General features: G+C 46.1%; 16 protein-coding genes. 2 read left to right on the forward strand and 14 right to left on the reverse strand.

The genetic code is table 11. The annotated features are described in order from the left end of the window. Positions 1-73 precede the first annotated feature (73 nt). Positions 74-895, forward strand: coding sequence for an HNH endonuclease (locus tag AB4517_RS20070; protein WP_372149604.1), 822 nt, complete (start codon positions 74-76; stop codon positions 893-895). Positions 896-1165: 270 nt separating this feature from the next. On the opposite strand, the gene rlmJ is transcribed toward AB4517_RS20070, so the two are convergent. The 14 genes from rlmJ to AB4517_RS20140 form a co-directional block, all read right to left on the reverse strand. Then, positions 1166-2032 (reverse strand): 23S rRNA (adenine(2030)-N(6))-methyltransferase RlmJ, encoded by an 867-nt coding sequence (gene rlmJ / locus AB4517_RS20075; RefSeq protein ID WP_372149607.1) that lies wholly within the window; start codon positions 2030-2032, stop codon positions 1166-1168. Between the two features lie 201 nt (positions 2033-2233). Then, complete coding sequence (gene secF / locus AB4517_RS20080; protein WP_372149610.1) at positions 2234-3172, reverse strand: protein translocase subunit SecF; 939 nt, start codon at positions 3170-3172, stop codon at positions 2234-2236. 2 nt (positions 3173-3174) lie between these two features. Further along, the gene (gene secD / locus AB4517_RS20085; protein WP_065583953.1) at positions 3175-4974 is read right to left on the reverse strand and encodes a protein translocase subunit SecD; all 1800 of its coding nucleotides are present in this window, start codon (positions 4972-4974) and stop codon (positions 3175-3177) included. 276 nt (positions 4975-5250) lie between these two features. Beyond that, positions 5251-5715, reverse strand: a complete 465-nt coding sequence (locus AB4517_RS20090) for a hypothetical protein (protein ID WP_065583954.1) — start codon at positions 5713-5715, stop codon at positions 5251-5253. 292 nt (positions 5716-6007) lie between these two features. Then, positions 6008-8782, reverse strand: a complete 2775-nt coding sequence (locus AB4517_RS20095; protein WP_372149612.1) for a M16 family metallopeptidase — start codon at positions 8780-8782, stop codon at positions 6008-6010. A 239-nt stretch (positions 8783-9021) separates the two neighbouring features. Further along, a complete protein-coding gene (locus AB4517_RS20100; RefSeq protein ID WP_372149615.1) occupies positions 9022-9870 on the reverse strand; it encodes a LytR/AlgR family response regulator transcription factor in 849 nt (282 codons plus the stop codon). Between the two features lie 72 nt (positions 9871-9942). Next, the gene (locus AB4517_RS20105) at positions 9943-10977 is read right to left on the reverse strand and encodes a sensor histidine kinase (protein WP_372149618.1); all 1035 of its coding nucleotides are present in this window, start codon (positions 10975-10977) and stop codon (positions 9943-9945) included. Beyond that, positions 10977-12269, reverse strand: a complete 1293-nt coding sequence (locus tag AB4517_RS20110) for a hypothetical protein (RefSeq protein ID WP_372149621.1) — start codon at positions 12267-12269, stop codon at positions 10977-10979. The genes AB4517_RS20105 and AB4517_RS20110 overlap by 1 nt, the downstream gene beginning before the upstream one ends. A 9-nt stretch (positions 12270-12278) precedes the next feature. Then, a complete protein-coding gene (locus AB4517_RS20115; RefSeq protein ID WP_372149624.1) occupies positions 12279-13055 on the reverse strand; it encodes an outer membrane lipoprotein-sorting protein in 777 nt (258 codons plus the stop codon). Next, positions 13048-14337 carry an ABC transporter permease gene (locus tag AB4517_RS20120; protein ID WP_372149626.1) on the reverse strand — a complete coding sequence of 430 codons (1290 nt, stop codon included), beginning with the start codon at positions 14335-14337 and terminating at the stop codon, positions 13048-13050. The genes AB4517_RS20115 and AB4517_RS20120 overlap by 8 nt, the downstream gene beginning before the upstream one ends. Further along, positions 14325-15023, reverse strand: coding sequence for an ABC transporter ATP-binding protein (locus tag AB4517_RS20125; protein WP_372149629.1), 699 nt, complete (start codon positions 15021-15023; stop codon positions 14325-14327). Before AB4517_RS20125 ends, AB4517_RS20120 begins: the two co-directional genes overlap by 13 nt. Positions 15024-15069: 46 nt before the next feature. After that, the gene (locus AB4517_RS20130) at positions 15070-15750 is read right to left on the reverse strand and encodes a hypothetical protein (protein WP_017065104.1); all 681 of its coding nucleotides are present in this window, start codon (positions 15748-15750) and stop codon (positions 15070-15072) included. A gap of 460 nt (positions 15751-16210) precedes the next feature. Further along, the gene (locus tag AB4517_RS20135; RefSeq protein ID WP_017070192.1) at positions 16211-17086 is read right to left on the reverse strand and encodes an NAD(P)-dependent oxidoreductase; all 876 of its coding nucleotides are present in this window, start codon (positions 17084-17086) and stop codon (positions 16211-16213) included. 12 nt (positions 17087-17098) lie between these two features. Continuing rightward, entirely contained in the window at positions 17099-18001 is a 903-nt protein-coding gene (locus tag AB4517_RS20140; RefSeq protein WP_372149631.1) for a LysR family transcriptional regulator, read from the reverse strand. Between the two features lie 85 nt (positions 18002-18086). Here AB4517_RS20140 and AB4517_RS20145 point away from each other — a divergent pair, with 85 nt between their 5' ends. Then, positions 18087-18338, forward strand: a complete 252-nt coding sequence (locus AB4517_RS20145) for a DUF2798 domain-containing protein (RefSeq protein WP_372149634.1) — start codon at positions 18087-18089, stop codon at positions 18336-18338. Positions 18339-18477 lie beyond the last annotated feature (139 nt).

Consider the following 18477-nt stretch of genomic DNA (forward strand, 5'->3'; position numbering starts at 1 on the left):
ATATTTGAACTTTACATCAAATTTAAATTATAAAAATATCAATAATAATTAGAATTGAAACGAGGACTCTCCATTGTTCAACGTAGGACAGGTTTACAATCGACGCACAGATATACACGGTCGCTACAAAGGTCAGCAATATGGTGGTATAGCTACGCCTGCAGCCCACCCATATGTATTTATCTTCACTAGCGATGCTGGTGAAGAATTTGGCTACTCTGATGGTTTTAGTGCAGACGGCACTTTCCGATATACAGGAGAAGGCCAAGAAGGTGATATGAAAATGGTTAAAGGAAACTTGGCCATCTTTAAACACCAAAACAACCTTAAAGAGATTCTCTTGTTTGAATCTGTCTCAACTGGTTTTGTTAGATTCGTTGGAGTTTGCAACTACATCTGTCATCACATTGAGCAACGCCCCGACAAGAACGATCAACTTCGTGATGCAATAGTTTTCCATCTAGATATCGTCCCACAAAGTGTCAGCAATACCATTCAAACACCAAAAGCTTCATATCTAACGAAGCCAACTAAAAGTAAACCCTTGAAGCAATTACGAGACATCGCTTTAGCTTCAACGCCACTTCAAGCTGACCCTAAAGAACAACTCACTCACGTGAAGTATCGTAGTGAAGCCATTAAGCTCTACGCAAAAAAGAGGGCAAATGGTATCTGTGAAGGTTGTGGAGTACCCTCACCTTTTGAGACCAAGTCAGGCCCTTACCTAGAAGTGCATCACCTGACACGGTTAGCTGATGGCGGCGCTGATTGCCCCGAAAATGTGATTGCACTTTGTCCGACTTGTCATCGTGAAGCGCACTACTCAGTGGGAGCTGCCGATTTCAATGCAAAACTCATCAAGAAAGCTCTAAAGATTGAAGAGCAACTGTTGTAAAAATTTCCGACAGGCAAAAGAAAGGCTCGCATGACTAGTGCGAGCCTTATGCAGTTTAGGGGGTAAACCACAATCTAGTTTAATCTTAAGATTAATTATTTAACTTATGAGCCATTATGCACTTGTGCGCATTGATATTCTATTTTTAAATGATTCACTGCAATTAATCAATCGATAAAAGTTAGCGTTTGGTCAATTTAAACCACATAAATAACAGTGATTTAGTGAACGACGTCTAGAAAATCACCATAAAATCCATAGAAATCAGATTTATAGACTTCTCATTTGCCAATACCCTTCACCATTTGTCGCGAGTTGGCTGTGTAAATAATCAAGCGTATCCGCGACCGTTCCCGCAATGCCTTGGGGAGGGTTGAACAACAGCAAACCACTACCGATCAGACGATCATCACCCTTAGGATCTCGAAGGCGAAGCTCCGACTTAATCGGACTTGGCAGCAAACCATCTTTCACTGCGGTCACACAGTGGTTCAAAATCAGTGAGCTCTTGTCATCCGTGTAGAGCGGGTACCAAATTAGTGCAGATACCTTCTCAGATTGCTGATACGCCTTAACCAAGGCATCAATCACCGCGAGATATTCTGAATCGGTTTCATAGGGTGGGTCGATAACAATCAGATGGTGGTTGTCATGTTTAGCAACGTCATCAGGTAACGCTTTAAGCCCATCACCTGCGCTAATCGTAAGCTTGCTTGAAATATCTAGGTTACATTGTAACTTCTCAATGTTGGTTTGTAATAAGTCGGCTTCATCTTGCTGAATGTCTGAAAAATAGAAGCTATCTTGGCTGCGGCCTTGTTGGTAGGTGATGGCTGCAGAACCCGGATAGAGAGAGATAAGTTGGTTCGGATTGTAGTATTCCAGCACCGACATAAAAGAAGCGAATGCCGGAGGAAGATAAGCCTTGTTTCGCCACAAGTACCCAACCCCTTCAGCAAACTCACCAGCATGATTACTTGGTGCAGTGTTGAGGTCATAACACCCTGTACCAGAGTGGGTGTCGATAACATTGAGGCGTGAATGTTGCTGCATTAATGACTGAACAAGTGCACTCAATACTGGATGCTTGAGCGCATCACCATGGTCGCCTACATGACATTGATGTCGATATTCCATTCCTTTGCCTCATTTCTACTGACGTCATCTAAACATACTTCATATCATGGGGGCTTGCCTGCTGAATCCATCGTTTTTTGAAATAGGCTCTCTTTTCTGTAACTGTTTGACTCTTATAAAAAATAAAGCCCCTCGTTTTACTATAAACGAAGGGCTTTGTTGACGTTACTGACTAAGTTGTACTGTTAACCAATAGATAACCTAAGGGTACTCACCCTCAACTTCTACCGGCGCTTTCACTTGGTAGTGACAAGGCTGTAGACCAAGTAACTTAGGCAGTGTGATACCTACTGAAACTGAAGACCACGTACCGCTGACAATGCCGACAACGAGTGCAATAGCGAAACCTTGCAGCGCGGCTCCACCAAGTAGCCAAAGCGCAGATACGGTAATTAGCGTTGTTCCTGAAGTCACCATGGTGCGTGAGAAGGTCGCTTTAACCGATTCGTTAAGCAGGTTATCAGTATCACCGTTTGGGTTGCCGCGCAGCATTTCGCGTACACGGTCGGCGATGATGATCGAGTCATTCAATGAGTAACCGAGAATCGCTAGCACGGCCGCCAATACGGTCAGGTTGAACTCAAACTGAGTAAAAGCGAATAGACCCAAGATAAGCGTCACGTCATAGATGATCGCGGCAAGCGCACCCAGAGCCAAACGCCATTCAAACCGTACACTCAGGTACAGCATGATCATTAGGAAACACACCAATACCGCCAAGCCACCTTGGTCAACCATGTCTTGACCCACTTGAGGCCCAACCACGCTGCTGTTAAGCACTTTTACTTGGTCACTTACCGATGACAAAGCATCCACTAAGTTTGGCTGTGGAGCGTCTGTCAGTTGGCTGTAACGAATCGTCCAGCGATCCTGTTCTGCCATACCGACCACTTGAACGTCTTGTTGGAAAGCAGTGTCGAGCTTGGTTTTTAACGCATCTTTGGTTACTTGATCAGAGAGTTGAACCTCGGCAACCACACCACCTGTGAAGTCCAAGCCCCAGTTAAAACCTTTCACCGCCACCAGCATCACAGAGCTCATGAACAGCACAATAGAAATCACAGACATCACCTTACGAAGGCGAGTCATATTGCTGTCTGAAATATTGCTGTTTGAAATAGTCATTTTTGAAGTACTCATGCTTAAATCCTTACATCGTGGCGTTGGTCACGCCCCCAAACCAAATTGATGATCGCTCGTGAAGCAAAAATGCCCGTGAACATACTGGTTAGAAGACCTAAGCCTAGAGTCAGAGCGAAGCCCTGAATCGGTCCATTACCAATGGTGTATAGAGCCACAGCAACGATCATGGTGGTGACGTTAGCATCGAAAATTGACGAGAATGCGCTATCGAAACCACGATCGATAGAGCTAGCAAAGCTGCGCCCTTCTTTCATCTTGTCTCGAATACGCTCGAAGATAAGCACGTTGGTGTCCACCGCCATACCAACGGTCAGTACTAGACCCGCAATACCCGGCAGAGTTAACACCGCACCCGGTAGCAGCGCAATCAAACCAAATAATGTGGTCATGTTAACCACCAATGCACAGTTCGCGACCCAACCTAAGCGGCGGTACCATAGCGCCATAAACGTTAGCGTAAGGCCAAGGCCAAGAGCCAAAGCAGCAAAGCCATTCGTTACGTTTTCAGCACCCAGAGATGGGCCAATGGTACGCTCTTCAATGATGGTAACAGGCGCTGTTAATGAACCTGCGCGTAGCAATAGAGCAAGCTCTTGTGCTTCTGCCATGCTGCCTGCACCTGTAATTCTGAAACGGCTACCCAGTTGAGATTGGATGTTCGCCACACTGATCACTTCACTGGTTTTTTCGCTGTTACCGGCTCTGTCACGGCTGTATTCGCTGTAAACGGTCGCCATTGGCTTGCCGATGTTATGGCGAGAAAACTCAGACATTTTCTTACCACCAGAAGAATCAAGCGTGATGTTTACTTCTGCACTGCCCATTTCACCAATGCCACTGCGTGCATCGATAATGTGTTCACCGCTCAGCACTGCTTTGCGAGCAACCACTACGCGATTACCATCTGAATCTTTCAGAGTTTGAGTATTGCGCGTTGCGTTGTCGTACACAGAGTAGAACGCTAATGAAGCCGTAGCACCAATCACGTCTTTCGCAGCTGCAGGGTCTTGTACACCCGGTAATTCGATACGGATACGGCTTTCACCTTGGCGTTGAATCGATGCCTCAGTGATGCCTAGCTCTTCAATACGGCTGCGCATGATCTGCAGGTTTTGTTGAACCGTTAGATTACGTAGCGTTCTTTGCTCTTCTTCAGACTGAGTTAACGTTAGCGATTTATCTGAACGGTCACGTTGCCATTGTGGGAACTCTTCGCGAATCAGTTTCTGTGCTTTCTCGAAATCGGCATCAGTACGGAAGTTAAACTCAACTTGGTTGTTCACCACTTTACCGCGTGCATAACGCACTTGGCTGGTGATTTCATCGACTACAGATTGCGCTTGTGCGTGGTAAACCGGTTCCATGTCTACTTCTAACAGGAACTGCACACCACCACGTAAATCAAGGCCTAGCTGAATCGGTGCGAAGCCCATGTCAGTCAGCCATTTCGGAGCTGCTGGCTCCATCGCTAGCGCAACCGTCGCGTTGTCCAATAGGCGCTCATTCAGCACCTCTTTAGCCTTCGCTTGTTGTTCTGCGTCTTCCAAGATTACGACTAAACGTTGGTCTTTTTGAAATGCCGATTTGGCTTGAATGCCTTCGCTCGCAAGGTATTGGGTAATTTGGCTAGCATCGATGGTCTGTTCAGAACGGTTGTTAATTTGAACCGACGCATTCTCGCCATACCAAGAAGGTAAAGCACTCAGAACCATGATGATAATGGTGGCGATAAGCACCGCGTATTTCCACTTTGAGTAGTGGTTAATTTGTTTTCTTTGAATGCGTTTTTTCACAGTCAAGATCTCTTCTTTCTACCAATCACCGTAAATACGTGCTCAAAAATAGCACCAGAAAAAAGCAGTGATCGAGCATTTTAACCAGCTAGGGTGACCAGTTATTTACTACGATTGGTATGTCTAATATTTTGCGAACACGAGCGATGGCTAATCACGACCAGAACAAGCTGATTGAAAGATAGTGATGCTAAAGCTGATGTCGCTATGTTTGTCTTGGTTAACTGGCGAGTTCAATGGGCACTAGGCGACCATCGATACGACCAATTTAGGGTCAAACGATTAGCTAAGAAGTTCTCGGAAATGCGAGTATTGGATGTTGCCCTCTTTCCACCCCGAAAGCCGGGAAGACGGAGAACTCACAATACTGGTCCAGTGCAGCTTGGAATCCAACAACGGCGTGTTGAAGAGCAGGGAAGCCAGTATTGAGGGGGGAGAGAAGTCAATCAGTAGATGATAAGCAGGCTCAAGATCGGCCACGCTTTCTTGCTCGTTACTGAGCATACGTCTGAAGTTTGCTGCTTGAAGGCTTGATTCGGTGTCGTGATAGTTAGAACTGTCACCAGAAGGCACGGTGCCAAACTGAGCCTTATCGCACTCTAAGTAGCTCGACGGATTATCCGTATCAGCTTGTTTACAAAGATCATTCTGTGAAGATTGCTCTTGAGCCGAGTATATTTGAAATGGCTTAGAAGGCAACGAATAGCCGTTAGAATTCACTAAGCCAAAGCTCAGTAAAAACAACATTAAGACTAATCGGGTACCCAGTTTAAGCAATCTAATATCCAAACAACATTCTCGTAGATCGTCAATCTACAATACAAATGAAACGCTGTCTTGATTTAAAACATTTTTTTAGAAAATGATTCGATGCAACCGATTAAGCACCCTCGCAATTTAGATTTACATAGATCTAAAACGGCTTAACAACTGGTGATGGATAGATGTTATGAATAGTAGAAAAACAAGAAAGCCAAGCGGTGCTCGCTTGGCTTTGAGTTGTCTCTTTCTGTTGGTTTCAAGCTTTAGGCTTTAGGCTTTAGGCTTTAGGACGCATGATGTTCTTAACCTTACGGCTATTTTCACCAAAGACGCGTTGGACAAGTTGATTCATGTCTTCCGCAGTAATCGACCTCGCCACTCGCTCAACTTGAGACAAAGCTTCGATATCGTAACCATGAAGTAAATAACGAGACAGATACCATGCTTGGTCAATAGAGCTCGTCTCGAGAGGCGTGAAGTCCGCTTCAAACTGTTTCACGACTGCGTGCATTTCCTTTTCAGAGACGCCTTGTAAAAGGTCTGCAATCACTTTATCGATCGCCACTTCAACTTGGTCAACGTTCTCCGGCGCTACCATCGCCCCGATAACCCACTCACCACTCAGCTCACTATCTGCGGATGATGAATACGTATATGGCGAGTAATCTAAGCTCAACTCTTCACGAATATAAGCACCTAAACGAGCCGCCAGCAGTCGTTCTAGCAAGTTTTCCGTGAAGATATCTTTTGCCGTTACGCCTTGGTCGGTTTCGGCTTCAGGTTCAGAGATGACTCGTAAGATGTACTCTGCACTATTCACATTGTTGATCGCTAAATCAATGCGTGATTCAGATGGCTGCTTGTAAGCCACCTTAAATTCAGGAACCTCAGCTTTTTCTAATGGAATCGAAGCCAAATATTGCTCAACTAAAGGCTTTAATTCACTTGGGTCGATGTCACCCACGACCACCAATTGGTTATGTCTCAATTGGCCAAACAGCTGCTGATGAAGATTGGCGACGTCTTCCACAGAAACCGTTTCAACACGCTCTTTATCTACAAGATAATGACCACTTTCTTGACAATAAATATTGTGGTTTACCGCTCGTTCAAACTGACCAACAGGGCTACTCAAGAAAGATTCTTGACCTTGTACAAACTCCTGCTTCACTGCCTCTAACTGCTCGGGAACAATTTTAGGCGCAGTTATGAAGGTATAAAGCGCAGCAAACGTATCTTTGAGCCCATCTTTGTTAATACTAAATTCAACACCATGGCGAGTGTTGCCAATAAAGGAATCAGCTCTAATATCTTCACGATCAAAGTACGCTAAAAGCTCAGAACCCGTAAATTCACCCACACCACTTCGAGCGAAAGTAGGTAACGCAACCTCAACCGCTGGGTAAAGGCTCGGATCCAAAGCGGCTTTTCCACCGAGGCTCATGTACATCACCCCAACATCATCACCCGCCACATAATCACGCAGATACCACATGTCGATACCATTGCTCAACGTCCACTTTTGGATGTATGGGTCAATAGACATTTGTTCAGCAAGTACAACCTCGCCTTGCGAGCTAGGTACAGCAAAAGCGCTGGCTGTTCCAATCGCAAGCGGCGCAACTCCCGCCTCGCTATACGTGGCTTTTAAACTATCGAGAGAGTTGATGATCGCGGTTCTGTCTTCGGAGTCATCCATCCCAATAACAATAAAGTAATCATCAGAAAGTAGATTCTTGATGTTGTCGTTAATCACTTCAAGGCTCAAGTTAGCGATGAAAGCTTCCAAGCTTGCTTGATAATCTTTCTGTGATTGGACTATTCGATCATTGACTAACGCACTCACTTTGTAATTCGCGTGTTCAACACTGTCCATTTTATCCCAGTTATGCTCGATGTTATCCAGCAAGTCTTGGTAGTAGTACAGTTCGCCAGCAATATCCGTTTCCGAAACACCAAAATCACGCAATGATGCCAATGTAGAAAGCAGATCTTGTTGGATAACTTCACGGTCTCCAGCCGGAAACCCAACACTTATTGACGAATAGTAAAAAGCGCCCATTCGATAACTATCAGATGCAATCCATTGAGTCGGGAACGCGGCATCATTGAACACCGCTTCTAATCGTCGTTGAATCAATTGCTGAGCGGTTTCATCTAACCTGCGTTGATTCTGCTGAGCATGATTTTCAACTCTATTTAAACCGCGGTTAAACGTCAGAGTGATGCTTGGCGCTTCTCTTCCTGCGTACTCAACATAATCATCTTCATTGAATGAGGTCGTTTTCTGTTTCTCTGGTCTCGGCGTATCGCCACGCTCCCAGCTAGAAAACTTTTCTTCAATAAGTGGAATCACAGTTTTGATGTCCACATCACCAGAAACGACCAGCTCAACTATTTGAGGTTGATACCAAGTCTGATAAAAGTTGGTGATGCCTTGAGGAGTAGCATTCACGATCGACGATTTAGTCCCTAATGCATCTTGCGATTCGTACGGGCCGCCTTCAATGAAGTGGTCAAAGAATTTCTCTCCGAATGACTTATCATCGAGGCGAGCCATACGAAACTCGCCAAGAACCACGCCTTTTTCTTTTTCGACTTCTGAACTTGATAGATCCAGGCCATCACCAATGTCACGCATCCACGTCAAAGCAGACTGCAATTGGATGTTATCTGGCAAATCTAACTGGTAGACCGTCTCTTCATAAGAGGTGTAGGCATTAATATCAGCACCAAAGCTAGCGCCTGCGTCTTCGAATAGACGAATCACATCGTTCTGAGAGAAGTTTTTACTGCCATTGAATGCCATGTGTTCCAAGAAGTGCGCGTAGCCTTCTTGTTGAGAAGTCTCTTGAATCGAACCGGCGTGCACGACTAAACGAACAGATACGGATTCTTCATGATCTGGATAAACATGATAAGTAAAGCCATTTTCTAGTTGGCCTGAAGTCCATGCCGGATCCGGCTGGATTGGCGTTTCGGTAGTTTTTGATGTTGAGCTACAGCCAACTAAGGTGAGGCATAGAGCCGTCGCTAAATAATATGTTTTCATAACAACCTCTTAATGTCATTCATCGACAATATACAGATTGAGCTAACGATTATTATTTAATATTGAACCTGATGAGTATCTTTGTGATCTGGATCTTTATTTTATAAATCACCAATCGTTATGTAAGATCGCTGTGCTCATTTAAATAGGCATTTAGATAAGAGCCTATTAAATCGATTTTAGACTCGCTAACTACATCTATTTAAAATCAATAAGCTACATAAATTTCAGCCAGTTCTCTACATACCCTTAAACAACGCTTGCGAGGCACGGCTGATCGGTAGCTTTTCCCCTGACACATACGCCGACATCTGACCTGAGAGCCCTTTCTTCACCTTATCAATGGCGGAAACTTTCACTACCACTGAACGGTGGATTTTCCAAAACTCATCAGGATTGAGTTGCGCTATCAACTCTTTTAGTGACACGCGAAGAATATACTCCTCTAGCGATCCCCCTTGACCCTTCTTAAATATAGACACGTACTTGTCTTCTGCTTTGAAGTAAGCGACATCATCGACGGCGATTAGGTGAATGTCTTCCCCTACACTGGCTTTGAGCCATGTGAGATACTTTTTCTCCGATAGATAAGGAGGCTGCGTTTGCTGTGACGTCGACTGGGATAGTTGTTGAAGCTGAGCCATTAACGCCGTGATATCGGGCTGTTCTGGCGTGGTACCTGTTTGTGTTTGATTGCTCGACAGACGCGCTTGCACTTTCTGACATGTGGCCAGTAAACGCTCTTCATTGATTGGCTTAAGCAGGTAGTCCATCGCATTGTGATCAAAAGCTTTGACCGCGTATTCGTCATAAGCCGTGATAAACACAATCAATGGCGGTGAATCTAACTTGTTGAGTTGTTTCGCCAGAGAGATACCATCCAGTTCCGGCATACGAATATCGAGAAAAGCCACGTCGGGCTTAAGCTGCTGAATACTCTGCATCGCCTCCAAACCGTTTTGTGCTTTACTGACGATTTCTAACTCCGGCCAAACCTCAGCAAGGCTCTTGTCTAAGTGGTGCCTTAACAGTGCTTCATCGTCTGCGATTATCGCCGTTACGCTCGGCTGTACTGTTGGGTTGTTCATGGTTAGCCCTTTAAATTCACACTGTAAATCGTCTATTTTGCGTCACTGTTCGGTGTTTTCTGATCTGTAATTCTAGGCGGCTGCCTCAGTCAACGGTAACAAGATCGTCGAGACTACCCCGCCTTCAGCGTGTTCAGTAATCGTTAGGCTCGCCTTATCACCATACAGGGTTTCGATTCTTTGACGAATATTGCTTAACCCAACACCGTGACCCGTATTCGCAGAAGGCGTTTTCAACCCAGCGCCATTATCAGCCACTTCAATTTTTAGCTGCTGTGCTTGTTGAGTAATACGAATATTCACTTGGCCACCAGCGGCTTTGGGCTCGATGCCGTGCGTGAGTGCATTCTCGACCAAAGGTTGAATCAAGAACGGTGGAATCACCTGCAAATCGCTAATCTCGTGTATTTCAATCGAGAACGTTAAGCGCTCACCCAAGCGTATCTTTTGGATATTAAGATAAGCGTCTAACAAGTCGACCTCTTGTGCGATGGTCGATTGTTCAGTGCGGCTGTTTTTCAGAGTTACACGCAATAAGTCAGTCAGTTTTTCGAGCATCAACTTGGCTTTCGCGCTGTCACTCTCAATCAATACATTGATGGTCGCAAGCGTGTTGAACAGGAAGTGCGGCTCAATTTGGCTTTGCAGCTGTTTTAACTGGCTAAGTACAACGACCTTTTCTTGATCAGATTGGCGACGCTTCGCCACCTCTAATTCATTATCGGCACGTAGCTGCTGCTCTCTTGTGTAGAAATAGTAATAACAAACGGAACAAAAGATCACACCAAGCAGAATCACAGACTTAAGATCGGAAAGGTTAGAGCCGAAAAAGCCGTTCAACCAATAGTGTGCATTCAAGGTACCAAGGGTCATTGCAATCACCATTGATACCCCTACATCAAATGCCTTTGATTTCCTTTTGAATAGTTCAACCAACACAAACGAAGAGCCAACTGCGCTGTAGCCAAAGCCGAAGCTGATGGCCAAGTTAAGCGTAAACCCGCCTCCCCAAATCGTATTGGTTGTAATTGCAATAAGAACGCAAAATAGCGTAGTGAACGCGAAGCTTTTAATCCATGAAAAGCGACTGTTTGAAGAAGTGTCCATTAAAATCGTCCTTTGATATTTAAAAGAATCATATGACTATCCGGTAAGTTGGCGTAAGCAGAATCACTTTTACCGCCTAGAAAGCGTGCAGCAAGTTCCAATTCCAACGATGAATCGCCATTATCGAAAGCCTGATAATTGAGCCACTGCGTAGCAATAAAGCCACCGTCTTGTGGAGACAGCATGACATCAAATGTTGGCGTGATATCTTCAAGCCAGCCATGTGTCGAGTCCAAAGACCAGTGAAACATGAGGTTGTGTTGAACCAAATTGGCGTGTTGATAGCCTTGCGCATAAGAACCTACCAACGAAGATGTCATCGGATTAACCGACAAAGACTCTGCACTTTCTATCGCGCTTTGCCACTCAGAGTCACTCCAAGCGCGGCTATCAAACCAGTATTCCAGTACCACATTGTGGCCCGTCTCGTTGCCCCATATCAGTCCGAGTAAGGCTTGGTAAGCCTCGCCCTGCTCTTCTAGATAAACAGGTTCAAGCAGTGAGTTGGGCTGGCTGTAACCCAAACTTTGTCGCTGATAGACAGCCGAACCATGAAACTCCCACGCGAGGTTTAATACCGACACCAAACTCGCTCCAAGCAAGCCGTGGCGTATATCATCGTAGTAAGAGACCCATTGATATTCGTGGTCGCCAACCAGATTGTAACGACGTATCCCAAAGCCTTGTTGCTGATTCTGCTTTTCGAATTCATTTACGTCTTGGGAAGTCCATGACGAATCGCTGTAAAGCAGTGTCCATTCGCCCGTCATATCGAACAGTGACGCTGAAGCCACACCGGCGCCCTCTTCTGCGACAATGCCAACAGGGTTTTGTCGGTAAGGCTTGATAATGTCTAACGGTCGGTAGCCATAACCAACACCCCAATCTAGGCGAACCTTACCGAGTGTCACATCAAGGTAGTGATCACCGAACGCTGAATTAGACAGTTCAACACCACCTTGCCAAAACAGCTCGCGCGCAATGAATTCCGATTCAAAGCTCGCGTCTTGGTCTTGAGGAGTATTAGTCAAAATATCATTGGCTTTCACGGCAAACAGGCCAAGCCAATTGCCATATCCAACTTCAAGATCCAACAAACCATTGAGTGACTGACGATTATCAGATGCAAAAGGGCTAAATGGCGACTCTCGCGATTCAACGGCTTCAGCACTCAGTTGCCAGTCCCACGCTAGGCTCAGATCGTCCGCTTGAGTCGTGTTACTCACACAAGACAATGCAAGAAAGCTAGCGATTAAAGGCTTAATGTGGAATCGACGACTAGAAGCTTTCATGGCACCCACCTAAAGCCCAGACACGCTATTACGTGATAAGTAAGCAGGGTTGTAGTATTTGTCCGCTAAAGCTTGTTCGCTTACCTCGCGGTACTCAATCACGGTTTTCTTACTTGGTTGAATCTTATCGAGCAAAGTCATCGAAACTACACTTGGCAAGCCATCTCGCACGCCTTCAGTAAACCAAGCTTGCTTGGCTAACTTACCTGAACGCAGATACAGATCCGCTTTAACAGGAAACGCTCGGTCTGCCGTTAACCACAGATCAATCGATTGATAGCTGGCACCCTTGGTTTTCGCCGTTAGCTTTAGATGATAAGTATCGAGTGTCTCGCCAGTCGACCTCTCAACCTGTTGCTCGGCAACCCACTTACCTTGGTAATCTTCGCTCCAAGTGAGCGTCGAAATGTCCCCTACCGAAGCTTCACCCAAGAGTTTCTGCATTGGTGTGATTCGGATAGGTCGGCGCGATTTCGGCATCAGTAACCAATAGTTGTCCTCTATCATCAGCATCTTTTGACCCGCCTCGACCGCCGACTTGAACACGACCAGCGACTCTCGGTTTGGTCTTGTGTAGACGTTGTATTCGCGGGTTTTGTCTAGTTGCTCGTCTTGATATAGCGCGACCAGAGATACCACTCTTGATGCCTGTTCGCTGTTCAAACGGTAGCTGTCTGCCTTAGCAATCATCTCGGTAACTTGCTGTGAATCGATAGCCCAGCTTGGTGCCGATGCTAGAGCCAACGCAGAACCTAAAATAGTGAGTGAACGAGTAAATTTATACATAAACCAGCGCCTCCGTGATTGGCTTATTTACGCCTTTGCGAGCAGAGAAATAAGCGGCTAGCAAACAGATCGTCAGTACACCCAAGGTGGCGTAACCAACCAATTCCAATGAGAAGTAAATATTGAGTGGGTAACCTTCGGTTCTTCCCGGAGGTGGTGGCATTTGCACATCAATCACCAGCAATAACACCGATACTAAACCGCTCACTAGTGCGCCTATCGCACTGCCAATTACCGCCAGTAAGCCCGCCTCTTTTAGAAAACCCGCCACGATTTCAGAAGGGTAACTGCCAAGTGCCGACAAAGTGCCAATCTCACGAGTTCGCTCCGTCACCGACATGGTCATGGTGTTAAACAAAGATACGAACACTACCAATGCCATCACTGCGCCCATGATGCCGAAGATACGGTCGTAAAGGTCTTTAACCTTGGTGTAGAAGAACGCGCGACCTTGCCATGGGGTGAGCTCAATATCTGAGCCCCGTTGACCAACTTGCTTGTCCAAAGCCAATTGGATGCGCTGTTGAACCGTCGAAGTCTTGTTGGTTTCAAAAAGAAAGACCGACAAGGTGCTGACTTTATCTGACGCTAAAAGCTCTTGGGCAGTGGTGATGTGTACGTATAACTGACGCTTATCCAGCTCAGGCACTCCTGTCGAGTAAATACCCTGCACCTTAAAATCAAAAGCGTTCAATGCGCCGTCACTGGTGGTGGCGAGCAGTGTCACCCAATCATCAACCGCAACTTTGAGGTTGCGAGCAAGGTCGGTTCCCAGCATCACTTGTGGCTCTTGGCTGTCGTATCTGGGAGATTTCACATCAGAGAGAGTTTGACCGCTGCGCACGTCAAGGAAAGGTCCTTTCATGTCGAACTCGCGCTCATTAACGCCTGTTCCCATAAAGATGCTCGACTTGCTTCCGTTAGACACCAAACCACTAAAATAGACTCGCGGCTGCACCCCACGCACATTGCTGTCGCCAATAATGCTCTTGGTTAGGGCTTGAACATTGTCTAGACCATTGCTCAGCGGCATGTCTTCATCTTGCTCAAAATATCCCGGCGTACTCAAAGTAAGATGACCAGTATCGCGCGCGGTCGATTCACGCAGAGATTCATAGGTATAAAGCCCATAACCTCCAGCCGAGGTCAGCGCAAATACGGCAATTGCGATGATCAATACCGAAAGCAGACTACGGCGACCGTTTCTCAATAAATTAAGCCACGCCAAACGCACCGAGGTAGGAAGCAAAAAAGTGCTCATTCTTTGTGTTAACTTGCCCATGAGATTGCCTCCGTAGTTGCAGCTTGTGGTGCCAGTTGACCATCGATAAGTTCAATGACTCGGTCACAACGCTGCGCCATTCTTGGGTCATGCGTTGCGACAATAAAGGTGGCGCCCATTTCATGGCCGAGCTCTTTCATAATGTCGATCACAAGGTTGGCGGTGTGACTGTCTAAGCTAGCGGTCGGCTCATCGGCAATGACTAAGCTTGGGTTGTGGATTAGCGCTCTGGCTATCGCGACACGTTGCTGCTGGCCGCCTGAAAGATTGTCTGGGCGATGATGTACATATTCGCCTAGCCCAACACGCTCCAACATCTCTTGTGCTCTGGTCTGCTGTTCTTGTTTCGAACATTGGTTCAACATCAATGGGTAGGCCACGTTCTCAAGTGCCGTCATCACTGGAACCAGATTGAAGCGCTGAAATACAAAACCCAACGACTGACGGCGAAAGCGTGCAGCGGCGATTTGCTCTGTCGGATACGGTTGGCCATCAATATTGATCTGTCCTCGATAGCTCATATCCAACAAACCAAGAATATTCAAAAGTGTGCTTTTTCCAGAACCCGACGGGCCACACAACGCCACCATTTCACCGCGCTGGATATGGCCATCGACCCCGTTTAATGCATCAACACGTTGACCGCCTGTGACATATGCTTTGCCGATATCTTTAAATTCAATCATCCCGTTTTCCTCTGATTACTAACCAACTGTTTAGCTTCCATGCCCTTTATTTCGCTTTCGCTATTAGGGCCTTCGCAGTCATCGTTTCGATGTTGTCGGCATCGGCCGTTTCCATTTGCTCTAGCCACGCTTGTGCTTGCGTTAGGTCTTCAGCACGAATCGATGCCTCAATCGCATAACGGTAAATCCACGATGTCACAGCGAAATGCTGTTGCTGGAAAGCATCTTCAGCCAATAGCGAGAGGAACAGGTCATAACCACGATCGAAATGATTAAACATGTCTGGCAGAGAGGTGTAAGTAACGGCGGCCATTGCGCGAGTTAGGTAAGAATCTGGCAGCCCTTGAACACGGGGTTGTTCATGAATTGGTTGGTCTTCGTCTTTCAGCAGCACCAGTGATTTATCAATGGTTGATAAGCCTCTCTCCACATACTTCATCTTGTTCCAAGGTAAGAACGCATCACGCCCCATCAGGGTTTCTGTGCTTCCTAAATAAACTAAAGTCAGTGGCGTAGCGCCGTCTTGTTGCAGCGTGTCATTAAGGCGTTCATAAGCCACCTCAACCAAGTCTTCATTGCCTTGCGCCGCTTGGTTGTAGATATCGAGCACGTCTGAACTCGGGTTCGCTAAAGCTAACGACGGTGCAAACGAAACAAGAGCAATCAGCAATGAACGCTTAAGCACAGAAGTTGTAGAGCCTGAATTAAATGAGTGTGAAGTAGTCATGATTTCTAATCCCTTTCAAATGTTGACGTTGAAAGGTTAACTAGAATTTGTCGTGCAGTTTTACCAATGCGACGAATGGTAATTATAAGGAGTGAATGGTTGAGAGGCGGTGTGAGTGGGGTCTCAACCTTATAGGAACTAGACGAACACTATTCGCATAATTAGCCATAGTTACCTCCCCCTCTAACTCCCCCTCAATCTGGGTTCATCAATATCTCTAGATCTTTAGCAGAGGGGGAGAACTTTCTTTAGCACTGAACATATATCGACACTTTTAACGATCGATGTTCTATTCCTCCCCTCTCCACGATCAGCAAGGGATCTACATATGAATCAAGGGGAGGCTAGGAGGGGATTTATTTTGGATTAACGCACTCGGCAGAGCTCAAACCAAAAAAATAGCCGCTAATCCGCGGCTATTTTTAGTTATCTAAACGAAGTTCCTATTACTTCGATCTTTCTACTTCTTTGTCTCTTCAACCACGGCTTTCATCAATACTGATGTATCCATGCGGCCTTGTCCTTCGGCAGACAGTGCCTTGTAGGCGTTGTTGGTCTTTTCAGTCAGTGGAAGCTGGATGCCTTGGCGCTCAGCTTCATCTAGACAGAAACCTAAGTCTTTGATCATCCAATCAATTGCAAAGCCAAAATCGAACTTGTCTTGTGCCATTGTGGTAGCACGGTTTTCCATCTGCCATGAGCCAGCAGCGCCGTTTTTAAGGCAATCAACCAGAGTTGGGATATCCAAACCTGATTTTTCAGCAAGCACTAAGCCTTCAGATAAGCCATTCAACACTCCTGCAATGCAGATCTGGTTAACCATTTTCGCGCGTTGGCCTTGGCCAACTTTACCCATAAGAACTGACGACTTACCGTAAGCTTCGAACACAGGTTGAAGGTCGTTGAAAAGCGCTTGTTCGCCACCACACATGATGGTTAGCACGCCATTTTCTGCGCCCGCTTGGCCACCAGATACAGGTGCATCCATAAAGCGAATACCGGCTTGCTTCGCTGCCACTTCAAGCTCTTCAGACAGAACTGCAGACGTTGTAGTGTGATCGACAAGAATCGCGTTTGGCTTCATCGCTGCCAATGCGCCTGTTTCGCTGGTTGTCATGCTGCGTACGTCGTCATCGTTGCCCACACAAACCAATACCACGTCAGCTTCCGCTACACATTCAGCCACAGATTCTGCCGCTTTACCTTGGTGTTTATCAGCCCAGTCTAGCGCTTTACTGTGAGTGCGGTTAAATACCGTTACTTCAAAACCGGCTTTGACTAGATGGCCTGCCATTGGGAAACCCATAACGCCTAGCCCGATAAAACTTACTTTCATTTTTTTCTCCTTTTATTTGACCAAACCATCGCTATGAAAAGATCGAACACTCTCAATCAATGCATCAATAAGCAGGGTCAAAGCCTTTGGCTGATATTTTCTTTCTTTGTACACTAAATACGCTTGGCGATCACCCCGATGATACTCAGGGAGCACTTGAATCAGATTCATCTCAGGGGATACGTGACGAAAAGGCAATGAAGCGAGCCCCAAACCTTTTTGCGCTGCGGCCGCCACCGCATGAATATCGTTAACGATGAACTTAGGTTTAATCGTGATCATTTGCTCTAAGCGGTCGGATTTGTAGAGCGGCATATCAAACACATCATCGACGTTAATCCAATCTTGCAGCTCTAGGTCGTCCGGTTTTTCTATTGTTGCACGCGAATCTAAGTATTCTGGGCTTGCATAGAACCCGTGTTTGGCTTTAAACAGCGGTCGAGCAATTATGCCTTCCATGTCCGAGATCTTAAACGTGATCAGTAAGTCACGATCGGTTTGTGGAATGAGCTGCTGCTGGCTCAGAGTAAGGTCGAGCTGAACGTTCGGGTATTGAGTGAGGAATTGCTCTACCGTCGACCGTAGAAAGCCACTGTAGAAGTTATGAGGCACGGCGAGCTTTATCTTGCCTTGGATAGCGTCACGCTCTTCCAACAAGCTATTAAAGCCGTGATGAATCGACTCCATGCCGCTGCTCAGTGCAGAAAAGGCCGCCTCGCCGTCTTTGGTGGCCACCAGCTCACGACCTTTCTTTTCTAAAAGTCGGATATTGAGGCGATCTTCCAATGCGGTTAGCCGACGCGACATAGTCGACACAGGGAGTTGCAGCCGTTTCGAAGCCGATAGCAAAGAGCCCTCTTCAACCACTGCACAGAATAAAAACAGATCATCAATATTTCCAAATATGGAATTCATACTTCTATATGTGCCTATTTTTCTCATTAATGGATAAATGTAACCTTATCTCATCAACATCAAAAAATCACGGGAGAAACACAGTATGAGCAACAAACAATTTTGGGTAACCGCGATTTTATCTTCACTCACCATGGCGACCATCATGTCTGGGTTAATTTCTGGCTACAAAATGGGATTCAGTCCCGAGTGGCCACCAATCTGGATGCAAAGCTTTTTCATCGCTTGGCCGTGTGCCATCGCACTCAACCTCACCGTGCTTCCTTTGATCAGAAAACTCTCAGCATGGATTTGTCGCCCGAGAACGCTTTGCGAACCTGAAATCACGGAACGATGATCAAGGGCTAATCTTAAGGAGCTATAGTCTAGGTTCTACGATCAAAAACACACGGTAAAAAAACTATGTTCATGGGTAAACGACTGAATTACAAACATAAAAAAACCGAGCACTAGGCTCTAATGCCGTTCACTTAAGA

The sequence above is a fragment of the Vibrio sp. 10N.222.52.C3 genome (genome assembly GCF_041474195.1).
Lineage (GTDB): Bacteria > Pseudomonadota > Gammaproteobacteria > Enterobacterales > Vibrionaceae > Vibrio > Vibrio crassostreae_C.